The 19,711-nt window shown below is 61.4% G+C and carries 14 protein-coding genes, 1 pseudogene and 1 riboswitch; of the genes and pseudogenes, 12 read left to right on the forward strand and 3 right to left on the reverse strand.

The annotated features are described in order from the left end of the window. The 3 genes and pseudogenes from acnA to ACI38B_RS05955 form a co-directional block, all read left to right on the forward strand. A pseudogene (gene acnA / locus ACI38B_RS05945) lies at window positions 1-831 on the forward strand (aconitate hydratase); the annotation flags it as partial. A 150-nt stretch (window positions 832-981) separates the two neighbouring features. After that, window positions 982-3,102, forward strand: a complete 2,121-nt coding sequence (locus ACI38B_RS05950; protein ID WP_439729949.1) for a GmrSD restriction endonuclease domain-containing protein — start codon at window positions 982-984, stop codon at window positions 3,100-3,102. A 145-nt stretch (window positions 3,103-3,247) separates the two neighbouring features. Further along, on the forward strand, window positions 3,248-5,500 hold the full coding sequence (locus ACI38B_RS05955; RefSeq protein ID WP_439729950.1) for a hypothetical protein: 2,253 nt from the start codon (window positions 3,248-3,250) through the stop codon (window positions 5,498-5,500). A gap of 116 nt (window positions 5,501-5,616) precedes the next feature. Here ACI38B_RS05955 and ACI38B_RS05960 read toward each other — a convergent pair whose 3' ends face one another. Continuing rightward, entirely contained in the window at window positions 5,617-6,546 is a 930-nt protein-coding gene (locus ACI38B_RS05960; RefSeq protein ID WP_439729951.1) for a Bax inhibitor-1 family protein, read from the reverse strand. A 19-nt stretch (window positions 6,547-6,565) separates the two neighbouring features. Continuing rightward, window positions 6,566-7,528: a DMT family transporter gene (locus tag ACI38B_RS05965; RefSeq protein ID WP_439729952.1), complete on the reverse strand. Its 963-nt coding sequence runs from the start codon at window positions 7,526-7,528 to the stop codon at window positions 6,566-6,568. Between the two features lie 72 nt (window positions 7,529-7,600). After that, window positions 7,601-7,690: riboswitch (TPP riboswitch) on the forward strand. Between ACI38B_RS05965 and thiD the strand changes: the two genes are divergently transcribed. Beyond that, entirely contained in the window at window positions 7,682-9,319 is a 1,638-nt protein-coding gene (gene thiD, locus ACI38B_RS05970) for a bifunctional hydroxymethylpyrimidine kinase/phosphomethylpyrimidine kinase (RefSeq protein ID WP_439729953.1), read from the forward strand. Its footprint overlaps the riboswitch before it by 9 nt. A 142-nt stretch (window positions 9,320-9,461) precedes the next feature. On the opposite strand, the gene ACI38B_RS05975 is transcribed toward thiD, so the two are convergent. Next, entirely contained in the window at window positions 9,462-10,145 is a 684-nt protein-coding gene (locus ACI38B_RS05975; protein WP_015450243.1) for a GTP pyrophosphokinase, read from the reverse strand. 147 nt (window positions 10,146-10,292) lie between these two features. Here ACI38B_RS05975 and miaB point away from each other — a divergent pair, with 147 nt between their 5' ends. The 8 genes from miaB (at window position 10,293) to recA (ending at window position 19,670) form a co-directional block, all read left to right on the forward strand. Then, window positions 10,293-11,756, forward strand: coding sequence for a tRNA (N6-isopentenyl adenosine(37)-C2)-methylthiotransferase MiaB (gene miaB / locus ACI38B_RS05980; RefSeq protein WP_033492350.1), 1,464 nt, complete (start codon window positions 10,293-10,295; stop codon window positions 11,754-11,756). Between the two features lie 79 nt (window positions 11,757-11,835). After that, window positions 11,836-12,921: a tRNA (adenosine(37)-N6)-dimethylallyltransferase MiaA gene (gene miaA / locus ACI38B_RS05985; RefSeq protein ID WP_439729954.1), complete on the forward strand. Its 1,086-nt coding sequence runs from the start codon at window positions 11,836-11,838 to the stop codon at window positions 12,919-12,921. A gap of 59 nt (window positions 12,922-12,980) precedes the next feature. Beyond that, window positions 12,981-15,821 (forward strand): DNA translocase FtsK 4TM domain-containing protein, encoded by a 2,841-nt coding sequence (locus ACI38B_RS05990; protein ID WP_439729955.1) that lies wholly within the window; start codon window positions 12,981-12,983, stop codon window positions 15,819-15,821. Between the two features lie 185 nt (window positions 15,822-16,006). After that, window positions 16,007-16,648, forward strand: a complete 642-nt coding sequence (gene pgsA, locus ACI38B_RS05995; protein WP_439729956.1) for a CDP-diacylglycerol--glycerol-3-phosphate 3-phosphatidyltransferase — start codon at window positions 16,007-16,009, stop codon at window positions 16,646-16,648. After that, window positions 16,649-17,197, forward strand: a complete 549-nt coding sequence (locus tag ACI38B_RS06000) for a CinA family protein (protein WP_439729957.1) — start codon at window positions 16,649-16,651, stop codon at window positions 17,195-17,197. 66 nt (window positions 17,198-17,263) lie between these two features. After that, window positions 17,264-17,779 carry a helix-turn-helix domain-containing protein gene (locus tag ACI38B_RS06005; RefSeq protein ID WP_439729958.1) on the forward strand — a complete coding sequence of 172 codons (516 nt, stop codon included), beginning with the start codon at window positions 17,264-17,266 and terminating at the stop codon, window positions 17,777-17,779. Window positions 17,780-18,016: 237 nt separating this feature from the next. Then, on the forward strand, window positions 18,017-18,253 hold the full coding sequence (locus ACI38B_RS06010) for a DUF3046 domain-containing protein (protein WP_015450250.1): 237 nt from the start codon (window positions 18,017-18,019) through the stop codon (window positions 18,251-18,253). A 235-nt stretch (window positions 18,254-18,488) separates the two neighbouring features. Further along, the gene (gene recA, locus ACI38B_RS06015; RefSeq protein WP_439729959.1) at window positions 18,489-19,670 is read left to right on the forward strand and encodes a recombinase RecA; all 1,182 of its coding nucleotides are present in this window, start codon (window positions 18,489-18,491) and stop codon (window positions 19,668-19,670) included. The last annotated feature ends 41 nt before the right edge of the window (window positions 19,671-19,711 follow it).

Consider the following 19,711-nt stretch of genomic DNA (forward strand, 5'->3'; position numbering starts at 1 on the left):
GGCGAACTGTTCTCCTGGGATCCTGATTCCACCTATGTGCGTCGGCAGACCTTCTTCGACGGTATGGGCGCCACGCCAGCCCCGGTGGAGGATATCCACGGCGCCCGCGTGCTGGCGCTGCTCGGCGACTCAGTGACCACCGACCACATCTCCCCGGCAGGTGCGTTCAAGGCGTCCAGCCCGGCAGGCAAATACCTGGTCGAGCACGGCGTCGAACCGAAGAACTTCAACTCCTACGGTTCCCGCCGCGGCAATCATGAGGTCATGGTGCGCGGTACCTTCGGCAACATCCGCCTGCGCAACCAGCTGCTCGCCTCCGTCGGCGAGGAGGTCACCCCTGGCGGATACACGTATGATTTCCTGACCGGCAAGCCGTCCACGATCTTCGACGCCTCGCTTGACTACCGCAAGGCGGGCGTGCCGCTCGTCGTGCTCGCAGGCAAGGAATACGGCACCGGTTCGTCCCGCGACTGGGCAGCCAAGGGTACGGTCATGCTCGGTGTACGTGCGGTCATCACCCGCAGCTTCGAGCGTATCCACCGCTCCAACCTGATTGGCATGGGCGTGCTTCCGCTGCAGTTCCCTGAAGGCGAATCCGCGGAATCACTGGGCTTGAACGGCACCGAAACCTTCGACATCGAAGGCATCGACCAGCTCAACACCGGTGAAATCCCGCACACCGTCCACGTGACCGCCACCAAGGGCGACGGCACCAGGATCGAGTTCGACGCGACCGTACGCATCGACACCCCCGGTGAAGCGGATTACTACCGCAACGGCGGCATCCTGCAATACGTGCTGCGCAACCTCATGGCCGGCAAGCGGGCCTGAGTCGCACGGATTCCAGACGGGCCGCGACCTTGCCACCTCATGGCGGCTGGCCGCGGCCCGTCGTGGTTTCACCGGTTTTCCGTCACCTGAGGGAAGGCGTAGAATCGCAACAAGAGACAACGCCGCACAAGTGCGGCAGGGGGAGGCACCATGGCAATCAGCGCGTCGGAAGAGCCGCTGGGCAGAGTATTCACATCGGATTATCGTCTGTCCATCCCATCATTCCAACGGGCGTATTCCTGGCGCCCGGGCAACGTGCTACAGCTGCTCGACGATATCCGTTCAGCATCCCAGACCCCGAACACCCCGTACTTCCTCGGTTCGCTCATCCTCGTCCACGACGAGGGCAACGCATACGAGGTAATCGACGGCCAGCAGCGCCTGGTGTCCCTGACCATCATCATCGCCGCCATGCGCGAACTCGAAGACGACCCGGCTCTTTCGCGTGATTTGACGAATCTCATCATCGATCCGGGCGACCGGCTACGGCATATCGACACCGCCCCCAGACTCACACTGCGCGAACGGGACGCCTCATTCTTCGCTTCCTACGTGCAGGAAGGCAATCTCGAATCCCTGTTCGACCTGCGCGATATGGATATGGAAACGAACGCGCAGCGCAACATCCACGACAACGCGCAAGCCGTCTATGACGCGTTGGCCGGTATGAAACCCGAAGAGCGGCGTACGCTGGCCTCCTACATGGTTAACATGGTGACGCTGGTCATCGTCTCCACGGATGATTTGCAAGGCGCCCATCGCGTATTCGACGTGATGAACATGCGCGGCATGCCGCTGACGGTGTCCGACGTGTTCAAAGCCAAGGCCGTCGCCGCGATTGACGAGCCACGGCGCGACCTGTACGCCGCGCGTTGGGACGACATTATGGATCCGCTCGGGGACGACCCGGTATCCTGCGAGAGTTTCTTCAGGGATCTCCATCTGATTGTCTCCCGGAAAGTGGAGTGCTCGCGTCTGATTGATCAGTTCCTGCAAGACGTGCTTGACCCATGCATGAAACGCAACGACAAGGGCGACACGTCGGTCCCCGGTTTCATCGATGACATCCTGTCGCCGTATGTGCGCGCATGGCGTGTGCTGGAACGGCCGACGGATACGCTGCTGCCCGCAGATGTCATTGCAGCGATTGTCGCGTTGCGTGATTATCCGAATGATGACTGGAAACCGATCGCGATGTGGGCATTGGTCCATTCCATCCGCAATCTGGGCGACAGCGATGCCGTCGTATTCCGCCCATCGTCAGCACATGCGAAGCCTCGTGGCGGTGCCGACAACGAGACCGCGCCCGAACTGCACGACGTGGACCGTCTGCTGCAGATACTGCGGGCGACCGAACGCGCCTGGGGAGTGGACTGCCTCAATCGGGCCACATCACTCGACCGTCGTCGCCGTGCCGCGACAACCGTCCGCGATTTAGACAAAGGCATGGCACCGACCGCTGTGCCCGGCCTGACCATCGACCAGTCTTCTGCCCGCCGTGCGCTAATCCGCCTGCGCGGCGAAATGCCCAACGACCCATCATTGCCGCGTCTGCTGCTCATCCGTGCGAACGAGCAGAGCAACGGTTTCGCCATCGTCCGCCCGCGCAGCCTGCAAGCCGTGCGAATCATGCCGGAGCCGACGGGCAAAGACCAGTTGGAGGACGGCTGGACCCAAGCCGACTTGGAGTACTGGTCGGATCGGCTGGGCAATATGGCGCTGAGCCAGACGAACAACACGAAATTGGAACACGTGACATCCTTCCGCGAACGCCGCGACCGGATGCTCACCATGAGCGCGTCCAAACGTTTCCCGTTGACCCGCCAACTGGAGGACATCGTCACCTGCACACCGCAGACGCTTGCCGGTCGCCAACAGGAGACCGTCGAGCTCATAGCCCAGTACTGGCGGATTCCGTATGACCATCAAGAAATCCAGCCGGCGTCCACACGACCCGATCAACATATTGTCGATGAGTCTGACGAGCCGCGAGTGAGGACTTCACGCCGTGTGACCATCGCCGCGGTATTGCGTGCCGGGCTGCTGACCGCAGGCGAACAGCTGGAATGGAAGCGACCACGCAAAGGCGAACTGTGGAAAGCGGAAATAACCCCACAGGGCACAATGCGTCTGGAAAACGGCACGGAGTACACCACGCCGACCGCGGCGGCACGCGCGGTAGGCGGCGGCAGCCAAGGTCTCAATGTGTGGAAACGCAGTGACGGCACCAGCTTGGCAGATATCTGGAAGCAATACCGTATGCGCGGCTGAGCCCCCGAATCCCGCTATCGCCCGGTCACCCACGGCGGTGTGCGGCGAATCTGTGCCGACTTCAGATTCCGTGACATCCGAAGGTACGGCATGGGCTAGGGTTGAAAACAATTGATGATGATGGTTGCGGAGGGACATTGAGCAGATGAGCGTCATACGATATTGCCCGCATTGCGGTTCTGAGGTCTTTTACGACGGGGATATCTGCATGAATTGTGGTGGCACGCTCGAAGGCCCGGACCCTCGCGGATCCGACACACCGACGCAGGCGATTCCGCGCCGCATGCAACCTGCGTCGTCGTACGACGCCCAGGAACAGCCCACGCGCCCGATATCCCGGCGCGAATACATCCAGCAGGCGCAGATGGCCGCCATCAACGGGTCAGCTGATCTCGCCGCGCTCGCCGCGTCCGCCCATTCGGTCATTCCACGCGCCAAAACGCGTCCAGGTGCTGCACAGAGCGCCGCTGGAACGGTTGATGGAGTGCATTCGGACGTCGCTTCGGGAAACACTGAGGAAGGCGCACGCGAAAGCGACCAATCGTCCGTCCGTACGGGGCAGGGACAGACCGTCTCAGGGGAGACCGGTACATCGGCCACCGAGCCTGCACAGACCGAAACCGCGAAGAAGGACTACCATTTCGCGCTCGATTGGGCGTCGGACACGTGGGGAATCCCGGCGCTGCCGGAAGGAATCTGGAGTCTGAACACCGGCAATGCCGAAGGACAATCCACAACGCCGTCGCAACAGCAATCCGACCATCAGCCGGTTGCACAATCCCAAGACGAGGCTGACAACACGGCCGGCGATGTATCCGATGCCAAGCGCACCAATAATACCGAGGAAGCTGATACTGCCGGCGACAACGCCATGCCCGGCACGGGTGATACCGCGGATATCGTTCAGGACTTGAACGATGACGATACAGAAGGCGGACAGGAGCCGGCTGCACAGGGTGAGGCGGGCACAAAGCCGCAAAACGGGCGGACCCCGGACATTGCTGGAAACCCAGTTACTGCGGAAGTTTCTGAACAACCGGAAATTCCTGAACAACCGGAAGAGTCGGAAGTGGCGGAAAATTCCAGGATTTCCGGGGCTTCCGAACAACCCCAATCCCCGCAACCCACTGAGGCCGTGGAAACCGCACAAACCGCACAAACCGTGCAGGATCGGAATATTTCCCCGGACAGCGGCCATACGCCAGACGATGTGGAATCCTCTTCACCCGAGTCGGTGCAACGCACGCCGATCGAACAGCCATCGGCAGCGCAACCCGCGCAACCGGATGATGCCCGGCCATCGGATGAGCGGGTTGAAACCCCATCCGACGCCCCGTCCTTCGCTGTGTCGTCTGATGTCCCATCGTCCGACATGCAGGAATCCAACGCACAGGAATCCGACAGCGACGAACCGACCCAGGTTATCGACCGCAATGCCATCGGTACGGAAACCGGCCCGTTGCCGTACAATATCCCGCCGGCTGAAATGACGGAACGCACCGCGGCGATTTACGAGTCCACGAACGAGTTCCCCTTCGCATTCGAGCGATCCGGCGAGGGAGAGGCACGTGCGGAAGAACCGCTGTCGACTGACGAAGCTGACACCACCGGGCAGCTTCCCGTCACCGAGGAGCCAACCGGCGACGAAGAAGCGACCGTCGCCATCCCCACCGACGCGAATCAGCCTGCCTACCGGCCCGCCGGCGCAGCATCACAGACAGACCGGAATGCGGCAAGCAGCCGTGTCAAGGCCGCACGTCCGGCGGAATCGCCTGCAACGGGCAAGGCCGCGACTCCGGCGCGCACCACGATCATTATCGTGGTCGTTGTCGCGCTGCTGGTGTGCGCGGGCATCGCATTCGCGGCGACACGCCATCATGGCACATCGGCGACCCAACCGTCGGCGAACGCCACAGCCAGCACCTCAGCGTCCGCATCCCCGTCGGCCAACGCATCGGCATCGGCTTCTTCCTCATCGCCCGCTGCAGCCGCCACACCGTCTCCGGCGGGCGTGTACACGAATGATGCGATGGGGTACCGGGTGTCCATCCCCGACGGCTACGTCTGGCATGAGGAAACCGATAACGGCGCGGCACGAACCTTCACCGACGATTCGATCGGCATGACAATCAAGGTTTCCGGCGCATCGAATACAACCGGTGCCACGGTCTCGAGCGAATACTCCGCATGTGCTTCCGGCCACAGCGTGTCCTACCATCTGCTGTCCGGCGACATCATGGTGTGCAGTTATGCGGAGAACGGCACCATCACGTATGTGAAGGAGATTGTCACCCAGCAATCGATTCTCACGTTGCGTTTCGATTATGCACAGTCCGCTCAGGAGAAGGGATCGGCGGTGATTGACGAGGTGTTTCCGACCTTCGTCTCGACGCGCTGACCCATACGCATGTGACATATGATTCGGGCCCGGCCCCTGATGAGGGGACCGGGCCCGAATGCGGTAATCATTGGATGTTCCATGCGGCGTATGCACCGCAGGTTACGACAATCCGTTCAGTCGCGACTGCCGAACAGACGCAGCAGATACAGGAACATATTCACGAAATCAAGATACAGATTCAACGCGCAGACGATTGACAAGCTCTTGATTGCTTCAGGCTGTCCGGCGTACTGCGCGAACAGGACACGGGTTTTCTGCGCGTCGTACATGGTCAGCCCGGCGAAGATGAGCACGCCGATCGCGGAAATCACCATGAGCCCGGTGGAACCAGGCGCCACCAGCATGATGATGATCTCGCCGACAATCAGTGCAATCAGCGCCGCCAGCAGGATCGGACCCGCCTTGAGCATGCTGGAACGCATGGTGAGCGACAGCATGGTCAGCACGAAGAAGAACCCGGTGCACAGTGCAAGAACCGTTCCGATTGAGCCAAGGTCGTAGACCATGAAAATCGAGCTCAACGTGAAGCCCATCAACGCGGCATACAGGTAGAACAGGACGCGTGCAGCGCCAGCCTTGAGATTCATCGCCCGATTACCGATGGCGATGGCCATGACGATCTGCACGAGCATCAGGCCAATCCACCCGAGGCTGCCGGTGGTCGCGAGGAAGCTATCGAGCAGTCCGAAGGTCTGCGTGAGTACCGCCACCACGGCGGTCACTGCGAGGCCGGCCGTCATTTCGGCATAGGCGCGGGTTATTGAGGTCCGTTCCGCACGTTCGGTGACTGACGCGACTTGGGCGGGGATGGCCGAAGCCGGGGCCGCATATCCTGCGCTGGCGCCGGCGCCGGCAGGGGACTGATAGTAGACGGCCTGTGGCTGCGCGGTCGGCTGGCCATACTGGGGCTGCTGAACGTACTGGGTCTGGCTGTACTGCGGCTGACTGTACGGGGTCTGGCTGTACTGGGACTGCGCCTGCCCGTTGGCCTGGTATTGGGGAACTTGGGGTGAAGGATTCTGGGGCTGCTGATCGTAGGTCATGATTGCTCCTTTCTTGCGATTATTCTATGGTCTTTTGCTGGGAATCATCTGGAGACAGCCGGCTGATCAGACGTTCCGGATCGATTTGGGCGAGAATCGTGCCGAGGAAAATCATGGCACAGCCCACATATCCGCGTCCCGACATTGTCTCATGCAAGATCAGCGCTCCGCCGACGGCTGAGAAGAACGATTCCAACGACATGATCATTGAGGCCTGCGATGGCGGGACAACCCGTTGGCCGACCACCTGCAGCGTGTATGCGACGCCCACCGACATGATGCCCGCGTACGCGAGCGCGCCGGCGCAGGCCAACGCACCCTGCCAATTCACCTGGTGCAACACCAATGTCGACACCCAGCTGAGCAGCGAGACCACCAGATACTGGCCAAGAGACAATGCAATCGGATTAAGCCGGCCGCCCACCCGGTCAATGACGAGAATATGCGTGGCATACAGCACCGCGCTCGCCAGCAGCACCAGATCGCCCGCACCGATGTTGCGGATGGTGTCGGTGACACACAGCAGATAGAACCCGATTATCGACACGATGATCGCCAGCACGGTGAGCATGTGGATTCGCCGATGCAGGAACAGGAAACCGAGCACCGGAACCAGCACGATATACAAGGCGGTTACGAATCCGGAATGCCCGGCGGACATGCTCAATTGGACCCCGTATTGCTGCGAGGTGGCGCCAGCCCACAAAATCAGCCCGCATACCGCGGACCATACCGCCAGATTGCCGCGGCTGGCCTTCACAGACTGCCGCGTTGCCGCGCGCCCCGCCTGAATCCTTGACATCACGACAAGCACGGGCACCAGCGACACGGCACCCAAGGTGAATCGGATCGCATTGAAGAACATTGGGGAAACCGATTGCATGCCTTGCACCTGGCTGACGAAGGCGAATCCCCAGATCAGGGATGTCAGCAGCAACAACGCGCTGCCGATGATACGACGTCGTTTCTCATTCTCTCGCATGATTCCAGCATATCCGAACCGAGCACGCGTGTATGCCCGCGGCATTGACCGTGGGGTCGGCTATGGTGGATTGCCGGTGACACGGGGTGCCGACAGGCTGAGAACACACCCGTTGAACCTGATCTAGTCAGCACTAGCGAAGGGATGTCCGGCATGAGTGAGCCGCAATACCAGCAATCGAACGAAACCCCGCATGTCGCAGGCACCATGGCGGCGCTCGCGCAATTGGAAGACGCGGGGGAGCGCGCCGCCGAAGCGCCATCGCGGCTGAGGGTCCTGTCCATCGAAGGTTCCGACCCGATCGGCGGTGCCGGCACCATGGCGGACATGAAAGCGTTCACCGCACAAGGAGTGTTCGGCTATGCTGCCATGACCAGCGTCCTCGCACAGAACACCCAGGGCGTGACCAGCATCGTCAACATGGAGCCGGACTTCCTTGTCGCACAGCTCAATGCGGTCAGCGACGACGCGGTCATCGACTCGATGAAAATCGGCATGCTCGGCACCCCAGAACTCGTCGAAGCGGTCAAAGGGTGGCTGACCGCATTGGAGCAGCGCTACCGCGACGAAGGCCGAACCAAACCGGTCGTCGTCCTCGACCCGGTCATGTACGCGAAATCCGGTGACGCCCTGCTCACCCCGCAAGCCGAACAGGCCCTGCGCGACATCATCCCCATGGCCGACATCATCACGCCGAATGTGCCTGAACTCGCCGCGCTCGCCGACGCCGACCAGCCAGCCGCAGATATCGACACGCTGGAATCCATGGCAGGCGCGGTGTGCAAGCGCTATGGCGTCGCCGTATACGCCAAAGGCGGTGCGCTTGCGCTCGCCGGCGGCGCGTCAAGCACCGATATCCTCGCCGAACCGTCCGACGGACAGGGCAAGGTGCGCACCACGCGCATCGAAGGCCGTGCGGTGCGCACCCACAACGTCCACGGCACCGGTGACACCCTGTCCAGCACGCTTGCCGCACTGCGTCCGCAATGCGACACATGGGAGCAGACCGCACGCCGTGCGAAAACATGGATGAACGGAGCGATCGCCGCCGCCGACCGTCTGCACGTGGGCAAAGGGCACGGGCCGGTCGATTTCACATGGCAGCACGCACCGACCGGATTGCGCTTCAGCGCCGACTACTGGAACCGCGTGCGGCCTATCCGCGAACGGATTCACGGCATGCGCTTCATCACCAGTATGGTGGACGCCACGCTGTCATTGGAGGATTTCGCGTTCTACCTGCATCAAGACGACATCTATCTGACCGATTACACGTCGCTGCTGGCGCTCGCTTCCTCGCGCGCCGACCGCCTGGATGAGCGGGTGTTCTTCGCACAGGCGGCTTCCGGAGGTGTGGATTCCGAGGTGATGTTCCACCACAACTGGTATATCAAGCATGGATTCGACCCCTCGCCAACGTCCCGCTCCGAGGTGACCGCGGCCTATATCGGTCACGAGCATCGTGTCGCCGATTCCGGCTCGTATGCCCGGCTTGCCGCCGTGGTCATGCCGTGTTTTTGGCTGTACGCCGCCATGGGCAAGGAAATGCGCGAGCAGGTTCGCAACAAGCATATCGATGTCGACACGCATCCCTTTGGCGAGTGGATCCGCATGTACTCTGACCCGGAATTCACCGAGAGCACGCTGCGCGAAGTGCAAATCTGCGACCGGCTTGCTGCCGAGGCATCGATTGACGAATATGAGCATATGATGCATGCGGCGCTCGTCTCGTCGGAGCATGAATTCCGCTTCTTTGAGCAAGGACTGACCAGGCCTGCGCTGGGATTCTAGGGTATTGGGGGTCTCAAGGCCTTGAGCCCCAAGGTTTCGGCGCCCCACGATGGCATTCGGCGCCGGGAAAGAAAACCTGGCGCACCCTGCTGCAGAGGGTGTGCCAGGTTGTTGTCCGGAATTCTGCGCAAGACGCGAGACGTCAGGCCTGCGGGGCCTCCTCCACGCGCGGGGCGCCGGTGATGTCGCGGTGAATGCCCTGCATTTGCGCTTCGATGTTCTGCAGACTGCGTGCGCAATCAAGCAAGGTCTGCGAATGCTCGGCGAGCTTGGCGTCGGGCAGGTCGGATTTATAGCGCAACTGGTGTTCGAGGCTCGCCCAATAGTCCATCGCGATGGTGCGGAACTGCACTTCGACCGGCGTGTAATGCGCCCCGGAGGACAGGAACACCGGCACGGCGTAGATCACATGGAGACTGCGGTAGCCATTCTGCTTGGGATTCTTGATGTAATCCTTGACGCGCAGCACCTGGATATCCGATTGCGCCGACAGATAGTTCGATACCGAGTACACGTCATCGCGGTAGTTGCAAATCACGCGGATGCCGGCGACATCAAACAAATTATCCTTGATCGACCGGGTGTTTATCGGCAACGATTTGCGTTGCAGTTTGCCGAGGATGGAATCCACCGATTTCAATCGCCGTTCCATGTGATGAATCGGGTTGTGGGCGAATCGCACTTGGAATTCGCTGTCAAGAATCTCCAGCTTGGTGCTGATTTCGTACATCGCGCCTTCATAGACCTGCATGAGGTCGATGAATTCGGTGATTTCCTCCGCGGGAAACTGCTCGCCGAGTTTCAAATCGCCCAGCCGCGCTTTCATCTCTCCAATATTAATGCGGTTATGTCGGTCAAGTATCACGATTGACCATGATAGCGTGACACGTGCGGAGATGTCTGTATTCGCGACGACATGCCGGGTGCTTGGGCACGCTGGCGGTGTGCCGACCGGACGATACAATCGGCGGTTATGGATGAAGCGATGATGACCGAGGCGGAGCGCGCCTCGAGACCGGCTGCCGGGCAGTCGGGCAATGTTCGGCCGGACGGCCGCGGCAAGGGTGTGTTCTATATTCATACGCTCGGCTGTCAGATGAATGTGCACGATTCCGAGCGCATCGCAGGCGTGCTGGAACAGGACGGTTACGTCCCGGCGAGCGAACGCCAAATCGCGCAGCATGATTTCGATCTTGTGGTCATGAACACCTGCGCGGTGCGGGAGAACGCCGCCGAACGCATGTATGGCACCATCGGACGTTGGGCGCGCTACAAGCATGCGAATCCGCGCGTGCAGATCGCGATCGGCGGGTGCATGGCCCAGCTGGACCGCGAGCGCATCGCCAAACGGACCCCGTGGGTCGATGCGGTGTTCGGTACGAAAAGCATCGCCTCGCTGCCGCGTCTGCTTGACCAAGCGCGCGCGACCGGCGAGCCGCAGATCGATGTCGCCAACGACTTGACTTATTTCCCGAGCCAGTTGCCGGCGGCCCGTTCTTCGCGCATCTCCTCATGGGTGTCGATTTCGGTTGGGTGCAACAACACATGCACCTTCTGCATCGTGCCAACCACCCGCGGCCGCGAACATGACCGGCGCCCCGGCGATGTGCTCGCCGAAGTGCGCGAGTGCGTGGCCAACGGCGCCAAAGAGGTGACGCTGCTGGGACAGAACGTCAACTCGTACGGCTATGGGATGGGGGACCGGTATGCGTTCTCCAAGCTGTTGCGTGCCTGCGGGCAGGTCGAGGGGCTGGAGCGCGTCCGGTTCACCTCGCCGCACCCCGCCGCGTTCACCGACGATGTCATCGACGCGATGGCCCAGACGCCGAACGTCATGCACCAGCTGCACATGCCGTTGCAATCGGGCTCCGACCGTGTGCTGCGCGCCATGCGCCGCTCATACCGTACGGAACGGTTCCTGACCATCCTATCCAAAGTGCGGGAGGCGATGCCTGACGCCCGCATCTCCACCGACATCATCGTCGGATTCCCGGGGGAGACCGAGGAGGATTTCCAGCGTACGCTCGATGTGGTCGAACAGGCGCGGTTCTCGACTGCCTTCACTTTCGAGTATTCGCCGCGTCCGGGCACCCCGGCCGCAGCGATGGAACAGATTCCCAAGCAGGTTGTCCAGGAGCGCTTCGACCGTCTGCTTGCCCTCCAGCAACGGATCACCCAGGAGGAGCTTGACAAGTTCGAAGGGCGTGATGTGGAGGTCATGGTCACCGGAACCCATGGCAAGAAGGACGACGAGACACATCGGGTCACCGGCCGTGAGCGGACCGGGGCGTTGGTGCATATCGGCGTGCCTGAAGGGTGCCCGCAGCCGCAGGTCGGTGATTTCGTGACAGCGACAGTCACCCACGCCGGCGAGCATAATCTGATCGCCGACCCCGATCCGCAGGCAGGACAGACCTATAGGGTCCGTCGCGGCTGAACACTGGTGTCGGGTGTCCCACGGCGTCTGGGTGGGTTGAGTACAGTGGTGGAGAGAAACGACAAGCATGGAGGCGCATATGCTGCAGGCGGACGGCGAGAATGAACCGATGGGAGAACAGAAGGATTCCGGGTTGTCGGACCGTTCCAGGCAGTCGCCGACTGTGTCCGCAGGAGCATCGGCCCCGCGTGTCGTCTCGATTGTCGGCCCTACGGCATCAGGCAAGACCGGATTGGGCATCGCCATCGCGAAAGCCCTTGCGGAACGCGGCGAGCGCGCTGAAATCGTGAACGCAGACGCCTACCAGATGTACCGGGGCATGGATATCGGAACGGCGAAACCTACCCCTGAGGAACAAGCCGAGGTCCCGCACCATCTGCTTGACATCATCGACCCGGATGACACGATGAGCGTCGCCCGGTTCCAGACGCTTGCCCGCGAGTGCATCAACGATCTGCAATCGCAAGGCATCAGGCCGATTCTGGTCGGTGGTTCAGGCCTGTATGCGCGTGCGGCAATCGACGACATCTCTTTCCCCGGCACCGATCCCGAGGTGCGCAAGCGTTTGGAACAGCGGGAGCGCGAGGAAGGCGCCGCCGCGCTGTTCGAAGAGCTCAAAGCCAAGGATCCCGAGGCCGCGGCGCGTATGGACCCGCACAACCCGCGGCGTACCATCCGCGCGCTCGAAATCATCGAAGTGACTGGACACCCGTATTCGGCGAGTCTGCCGCGCTACCGTTACGTGATCCCCAGTGTGCAGATCGGGCTTGATTTGCCGCGGCGCGAGCTTGACGACCGGATTATGCAACGCACCCAGTCGATGCGCGAACATGGATTCGTGGACGAAGTGCGCCGGTTGCGTCCGCATCTGGGATTCACCGCCGGGCGTGCGCTGGGCTACCAGCAGATCATCGACTATCTGGACGGTATCTGGGATGAGGATGACGCGTTCTTCGACATCGCGCAGAAAACCCGCAGGCTTGCCCGCAAACAGATGGGGTGGTTCGGCCGCGACCCGCGCATCCATTGGCTTGAGGCGTTGAATCCGCAGCTGCTGGATAACGCGATGGCGATTATCGATCACGCGGACGCGGGGGAGTATGACGCGATTGACGCGCATGCCGACGAATACGTTCAGCACCATCTCGGTGACATCCAGGCGTAGGGGGCTGAAGCTGCCCCATTTCGACGATGTGACCGCCGGACGCTAGAATCAGAGTCGCTATGGCACGAACCACATCCTCATCCTCTTCACAGGAGCACAAGACATCAACCCGCCGCAGGTCGAGCGGGTCATCGAAACGTACCGGTACGGAAGACACGGCACGCACGCGCGTATTGTCTGATGACGAGCGTCTCGTCGGCGAGGAGCCGCTGTGGAAGAAGCTGCTGCTCGCAATTCCGCGCGGTTTCGGCGCTGCGGTCAGGGCGCTCACCGGCGTCGGCGAGTATGACCCGATGTACCGGCGTGACGGCCTATGCTTTGTGATGGTGATTCTTTCGGTGCTGTTCTGCGCTTCCGAATGGTTCCGGGTCAACGGGGCCTTGGGGCGTTTCCTGCATACGCTCGCAGCCGGCACGTTCGGTGTGATGAGCGTTGTGCTTCCGGTGTTCCTCGCGATTGTGGCGTTCCGTTTGATGCGCAATGCCGGCAAGGATTCCGACAATCCGCGTGTAGTGACGGGCTGGGTGTTGCTGCTGTGGTCGATCTGCTCGATCATCGATGTCGTCGTGGCGTCCGACACTCACGGTTTCGATTTGTCGGTCCTTGAGAATGCGGGTGGCGTGTTCGGCTTCCTGCTGGGGTCGCCGCTCGCCTGGGGGCTGTCGAAGGTGTTCGCGGTCATCGTGTTCGTCATCGTCGCCCTGTTCTCGCTGCTGCTGATTACGCGCACCCACGTCCAGGATCTTCCCGACCGCTTCCACGCGTTGGCTGATCGTCTCGGCGGCGGTGCGGATCGTGACGACGACCAGGATGAAGACGATGACGAGCAGTTCCCGAACGAAGTGCGGGTCGGCGATGGCGTCATGCAGATGGCCGAAGGCGTGCCCGCCCATGACGGTTCCGATGATGACGCTGAGACGCAGCCGGAGCGCAAGCCGGGATTCTTCGCCAGGCTGTTCCGTCGCAAACCCAAGCAGGACAACGACGATCGCCTTGACGAATACGCTGGTGACGAGGCGTTCTCCCATGCGGCAAAACAACATGGCGAAGCGGCTGAAACACGTTTGGGCACCCCGCGCACGGTGTCTTCGGGCGTCTCCCCAATGGCCACGGACGGCACCGGCACCTCACAAGCCGCCGACGACCATGCCCAGATGCCGGCAGCTCCGGCCATCGTGCCCACCGCGCGCGTGTCTGCAGGGAACGACCCGTGGGCCGCTATCGCACAGAGCGATGTGCAAGGCGCCGGCACACAAACCGCTGGTGCCGCCGATCCGGAAGGCACCGGGGCATACGGGACATCCGAAGGGCAGGCTGACGCGGGTGCCGGGCAGACGGGCGGCCAGATGCCCGCGGAGCCCGACGAGAGCCGGCCATATCAGCTCCCTGACCTCGGCATGCTTGTCAAAGGCAAGCCTCATGCGATGCGCACCCCGGCGAACGACAATGTTATCCGTGCACTGACCGACACGTTCCAGCAATTCAAAGTCGACGCGAAAGTCGTCGGCTTCCTGCGCGGGCCGTCCGTCACCCAATACGAGGTCGAGCTCGGGCCGGGTGTCAAGGTCGAGAAAGTCACCAATCTCCAACGCAATATCGCCTATGCGGTGGCCAGTTCCGACGTGCGTATTCTCTCGCCGATTCCTGGTAAATCGGCAATCGGCATCGAGATTCCGAATATCGATCGCGAAATCGTGCATTTGGGTGACGTACTTCGTTCGGACAAGGCACGCAACGACCCCAATCCGATGCTCGCCGGTGTCGGCAAGGACGTCGAAGGCCATTTCGTCACCGCCGACCTGACGAAAATGCCGCATCTGTTGGTCGCCGGCGCGACCGGTTCAGGTAAGTCCAGCTTCATCAACTCGATGCTCATGTCAATCATCATGCGCGCCACGCCGGAGCAGGTGCGCTTGATTCTCGTTGACCCCAAGCGCGTCGAATTGTCCGCGTACGCCGGTATTCCGCATCTGCTCACGCCGATCATCACCGATCCGAAGCATGCCGCCCAGGCGCTTGAATGGGTGGTCAAGGAGATGGACGCCCGCTACGACGACCTCCAGTTCTTCGGCTTCCGTAACATGAAGGACTTCAACAAGGCCGTTATGGAAGGCAAAGTGCATGCCCCGGCCGGCTCGAAACGCAAGGTTGCCCCGTACCCGTACCTGCTGGTGGTTGTCGACGAGATGGCCGACCTCATGATGGTTGCGAAGAACGATGTCGAAAGCTCGATTCAGCGCATCACCCAGCTGGCTCGAGCCGCCGGTGTGCATCTTGTGCTCGCCACCCAGCGCCCGTCGGTCGATGTGGTCACCGGTCTGATCAAGGCGAATATCCCGTCGCGTCTGGCCTTCGCAACCTCGTCGGCGACGGATTCGCGCGTGATTCTCGATACGACAGGCGCTGAGACCCTGATCGGGCAGGGCGACGCGCTGTTCCTGCCGATGGGGCAGGCGAGGCCGATCCGCGTGCAAGGCTCCTGGGTCGGGGAATCCGAAATCCGCAAGGCGGTCGAATTCGTGCGCACCCAGCGCAAACCGCATTATCGCGAGGACATCGAACAGATGGCCAAGGAAGCGGACAAGCATACGGTCGATCCGACCGAAGACATCGGCGACGATATGGACGTGCTCCTGCAAGCCGCCCAGCTGGTGGTCACCACCCAATTCGGTTCGACATCCATGCTCCAGCGCAAGCTGCGCGTCGGCTTTGCCAAGGCCGGACGTCTGATGGATCTGCTCGAATCGCGCGGAGTTGTCGGTCCGTCCGAGGGGTCCAAGGCCAGGGAGGTGCTGGTTCAGCCGCAGGATCTGCCGCAGGTGCTCGCGTTCATCGAAGGCAAAACCGATTCGATCGCCCCGGGCGGAGCCTCCGATGGTGAGGCGGACGCCCAGGCTTGATTTCCAGGCGTTTCAAGACACGGTGGTTGGATTTGTGCGATGCCGGTGGCACTATGGAAGTGTCTTCGACATCGCACAGGCACTGCAGGCACGGGCGCGGATACCCGGCCCCATGTGCCGAGCCGCCAGCGAATTCACAGCTTGTTGTCATCGTCCGGTAGTGCAGTAGAGGTAAGGTGAACGGTATGCAGACTGAACAAGAACACAAGGTATCGCTTCTGGACGGCTGGAACAGCCCTCCGAACATCGTCACCTACACGCGAATCGTGCTGGTGTTGGTCTTTCTCGGCATCGATATCGCCGCCGGCCCGTGGGGTTCGCATAGCCACGGCCTGCGGTGGACGGCCGCGATTCTGTTCATCATCGCCGCTTCGACCGACAAGCTCGACGGGTGGATGGCCCGAAAGTACAACCAGGTCACCGAGCTGGGCAAGCTTATGGACCCGATCGCCGACAAGCTGCTCACCTGCTCGACGCTGATTGTCGCCTCCGCATTCGGTGAGGTCTTCTGGTGGGTGACCATTCTGTTCCTCATCCGTGAGATCGGCATCACCGTGATGCGCTTCTTCGTCATCGACACCGGCGGCAAGGTGATCGCGGCGGACAAGGCCGGAAAGTACAAGACGCTGTGCCAGTGCATCGGCCTGGGCATGCTGCTGGTCCCGGCATACACGTTCATCACGAACGCCACCGCGCTGAACGTCTACACCTTCATCACGAACTTCCTGATTTACGTGGCCCTGTTCCTGTGCCTGTATTCGGGGGCGCTGTATGTGTACCGCGTCGTCAAGGCGCGTCGGGGCGTCTCAAACGCCGCGGAGCGCTGAATGCCGGTCACAGGGTATGGTTTGGCGCAGCGTGACGGGCTCACCGCGCAGGTGCTGGAGTATTGCAAGCGGCACGGCGTGAAGATCGCCGCCGCCGAATCATTGACTGGCGGCCTGCTCGCGGACGCGTTCGTCCGCATTCCGGGTGCGTCCGAGGTGTTTCTCGGGTCTGCCGTCACGTATGACATCCGCGCGAAGGCAAAGATCCTCGGCGTCGATGCCTCGTTGTTGGCACGTGAGGGTGCGGTGCATCCTGAGGTCGCTCGTCAGATGGCAGCCGCGACCGCCCGCCTGTATGATCAGCCGGAGTACGTGGGCCGTGTGATCGGCCTGTCCACCACCGGGGTCGCCGGTCCCGGGCCTGACGGGGACAAGCCCGCCGGACTCGTGTATATCGGCTGTTCTCTTCCGGCTGTGTTAACGGGCGGGAAGCGCGCTGAATCCGCGGTGGAACTGCATTTGCGGGGCGATCGCGCACAGGTGCGCGAACAGACGGTATGGCACGTATTGAACAATGTGAGGCAGCTCACAGTTGGGCTACAGGAATAATTTCGCCACACTTCCGGTTGTTCATGATGTAGCGAAAACGACACGAAGCCGAAAGGGGTTGCGCAGATGGAAACGATGACCCAGACCAATCAGATGACGGAAACCAAGGCAGTCCAGAATTCCCAGATCCGTGCAGGGCAGGCGGCGCGTATGCGTGATTTGACGCCGGCCCAGCGTCGCGCTGTGATGTTCGCGCAGCAGCAGGTGTTGCGTGCGCGCGCCGCGAAGAAGGCGAAAGATGAGCGTCAGTCCGCGCTGTCCCGCATGTGGCAGGAGGAAGACGCCGAGCATGCCAAGCCGCATGCCACGATTCGCAAGCATGAGGACGCCTCGCAGATGAAGGACGTCTCCCTGCGTGAGGCCATTGGCCATGTGTTGCGCGATTTGCGCACCCGTGACCATAAGACCTTGCGCGAGGTCAGCGAGAAGGCTGGCGTCTCCCTCGGCTATCTTTCCGAGGTGGAGCGAGGCCAGAAGGAGGCAAGTTCGGAGCTGCTCAGCTCGATTGCAGCCTCCCTCGGTCTGAGCACCGCGCAAATGCTGCGTATGGTGGCTGATTATCTCGATTCGGTGCATGCCTGATCGATGGGTGTTGGCCGGGTGTCGGCGAAGAATCACCGGTTGACGGTTTGTTAGAAAATGCGGGCGCTTCCTGCCGATTACGGCGGGAGGCGCCCGTTTTGTGTGTGCGGCTTCGGCGGCGCGGATGTTCCCCGGTACAGGCGGATGCGCGGTGGCGGGTGTGGAATCAGAGACAGGCAAGTGGAAAAGCGTGCGGTCGTTGATGGGCTTGTAGCCCGGTTGTGCGAGACTTGCTGCGTGCGTGAACGTGAATTCTGGCAACTGCTGGAGGAGGTGTTCGGCCGTGTGTACGGTCGGAGCCTGTCCAAGGACCAGCGGTTGCCCAAACTGGGCGATATGACGGTGGTCGAGGCGCTTGCCGCGGGGGAGGAGCCCCGCGTCGTGTGGAATGTGTTGTGCGACCAGATGGATATCCCCGATTCCAGGCGTTGGGGGAAGGACCACAATGCGCCGCCACTGCCTGCCGGTCGGTGACAGGGCAGGTGATGGGCATTCGGCTTGCGCTGCCCGGCGGGTGGTATTCGAACATTTGTTCGCATGATGCGGTATAGTGGTAACAGCACAACACGATTCCGCGACGGGAAGCCCTGAGGCCTTGGCGCAGAAGGCAATGCAACCTTTGACCACATTGCCGGTGCGGGGTGGAACCATCGGCGTGGTTCACGTAGCGTGGAAATCGTCGCTGAAATCGTGAAGATAAGGAGAACACATGGCACAGCAGACAAAATCGGCCAAGGCGGCGGGCGCCAAAGCTGGCGGGGCCGCCCAGGAATCCGGGGCTCACGAGATCGATCCCCGGCGTAAAGCCGCATTGGACACTGCGCTTGCGCAGGTGGAGAAGAGCTTCGGAAAAGGCTCAGCAATGCGTCTGGGGGATCGTCCGGAGCAGAATGTCGAAGTGATTCCCACGGGTTCGCTTGCACTTGATATGGCCCTCGGCATCGGCGGGTTGCCGCGCGGCCGTATCGTGGAGATTTTCGGACCGGAATCTTCCGGCAAGACCACGCTTGCACTGCATGTTGTCGCTAACGCGCAGAAGGCGGGCGGTGTCGCCGCGTTCATCGACGCCGAACACGCTTTGGATCCGGTGTACGCACGTCATTTGGGGGTGGACACCGATTCGCTGATCGTCTCCCAGCCAGACAACGGCGAGCAGGCATTGGAAATCGCGGATATGCTCATCAGGTCCGGTGCGCTTGACGTGATCGTCATCGATTCCGTGGCCGCGCTGGTGCCGAAGGCTGAAATCGAAGGCGATATGGGCGACAGCCATGTCGGTCTTCAGGCGCGTTTGATGAGCCAGGCTTTGCGCAAGATGACCGGTGCCCTTGCGCAAGCCAACACCACGGCGATTTTCATCAATCAGTTGCGCGAGAAGATCGGTGTGTTCTTCGGTAATCCGGAAACTACCACCGGCGGCAAGGCGTTGAAGTTCTATTCGTCGGTGCGTCTTGACATTCGTCGTATTCAAACCCTGAAGAACGGGGATGAAGCCGTCGGCAGCCGTACCAGGGTCAAGGTCGTCAAGAACAAGATGGCGCCGCCGTTCAAGTCCGCCGAGTTCGACGTGCTCTACGGCGAAGGCATTTCCAAGGAAGGCTCGATTATCGATATGGCGTTGCAGAGCAATGTCATCAAGAAGTCGGGCTCTTGGTTCACCTACAACGGCGACCAGTTGGGTCAAGGCCGTGAGAACGTGCGCAAATATCTCAAAGACAATCCCGAGCTGTCCGATGAGATTGAGACCAAGGTCAAGGAGGCGTTCGGCCTGATTGAGCCAACTGACCAATTCGCTGAAGGCGATGAGGCAGCAGCGGCCGCCGCGCCGACAAATGGCGAGGCGGGTAAAGCGGCTGCTGCCGATTCTGCGGCGGCATCGAAAAAAGCCTGACGTCCGATGATTGACGCCGAAGCGTTTATCGCGCAACACGG

Origin of the sequence: Bifidobacterium sp. (genome assembly GCF_051876855.1) — a bacterium.
Lineage (GTDB): Bacteria > Actinomycetota > Actinomycetes > Actinomycetales > Bifidobacteriaceae > Bifidobacterium.

What these genes read in the sequence shown, in the direction of transcription:
- ACI38B_RS05950 (WP_439729949.1), top strand. Translation starts at nt 982, where the DNA reads ATGGCAATCAGCGCGTCGGAAGAGCCGCTGGGCAGAGTATTCACATCG.
- ACI38B_RS05955 (WP_439729950.1), top strand. Translation starts at nt 3,248, where the DNA reads ATGAGCGTCATACGATATTGCCCGCATTGCGGTTCTGAGGTCTTTTAC.
- ACI38B_RS05960 (WP_439729951.1), bottom strand. Translation starts at nt 6,546, where the DNA reads ATGACCTACGATCAGCAGCCCCAGAATCCTTCACCCCAAGTTCCCCAA.
- ACI38B_RS05965 (WP_439729952.1), bottom strand. Translation starts at nt 7,528, where the DNA reads ATGCGAGAGAATGAGAAACGACGTCGTATCATCGGCAGCGCGTTGTTG.
- thiD (WP_439729953.1), top strand. Translation starts at nt 7,682, where the DNA reads ATGAGTGAGCCGCAATACCAGCAATCGAACGAAACCCCGCATGTCGCA.
- ACI38B_RS05975 (WP_015450243.1), bottom strand. Translation starts at nt 10,145, where the DNA reads ATGAAAGCGCGGCTGGGCGATTTGAAACTCGGCGAGCAGTTTCCCGCG.
- miaB (WP_033492350.1), top strand. Translation starts at nt 10,293, where the DNA reads ATGGATGAAGCGATGATGACCGAGGCGGAGCGCGCCTCGAGACCGGCT.
- miaA (WP_439729954.1), top strand. Translation starts at nt 11,836, where the DNA reads ATGCTGCAGGCGGACGGCGAGAATGAACCGATGGGAGAACAGAAGGAT.
- ACI38B_RS05990 (WP_439729955.1), top strand. Translation starts at nt 12,981, where the DNA reads ATGGCACGAACCACATCCTCATCCTCTTCACAGGAGCACAAGACATCA.
- pgsA (WP_439729956.1), top strand. Translation starts at nt 16,007, where the DNA reads ATGCAGACTGAACAAGAACACAAGGTATCGCTTCTGGACGGCTGGAAC.
- ACI38B_RS06000 (WP_439729957.1), top strand. Translation starts at nt 16,649, where the DNA reads ATGCCGGTCACAGGGTATGGTTTGGCGCAGCGTGACGGGCTCACCGCG.
- ACI38B_RS06005 (WP_439729958.1), top strand. Translation starts at nt 17,264, where the DNA reads ATGGAAACGATGACCCAGACCAATCAGATGACGGAAACCAAGGCAGTC.
- recA (WP_439729959.1), top strand. Translation starts at nt 18,489, where the DNA reads ATGGCACAGCAGACAAAATCGGCCAAGGCGGCGGGCGCCAAAGCTGGC.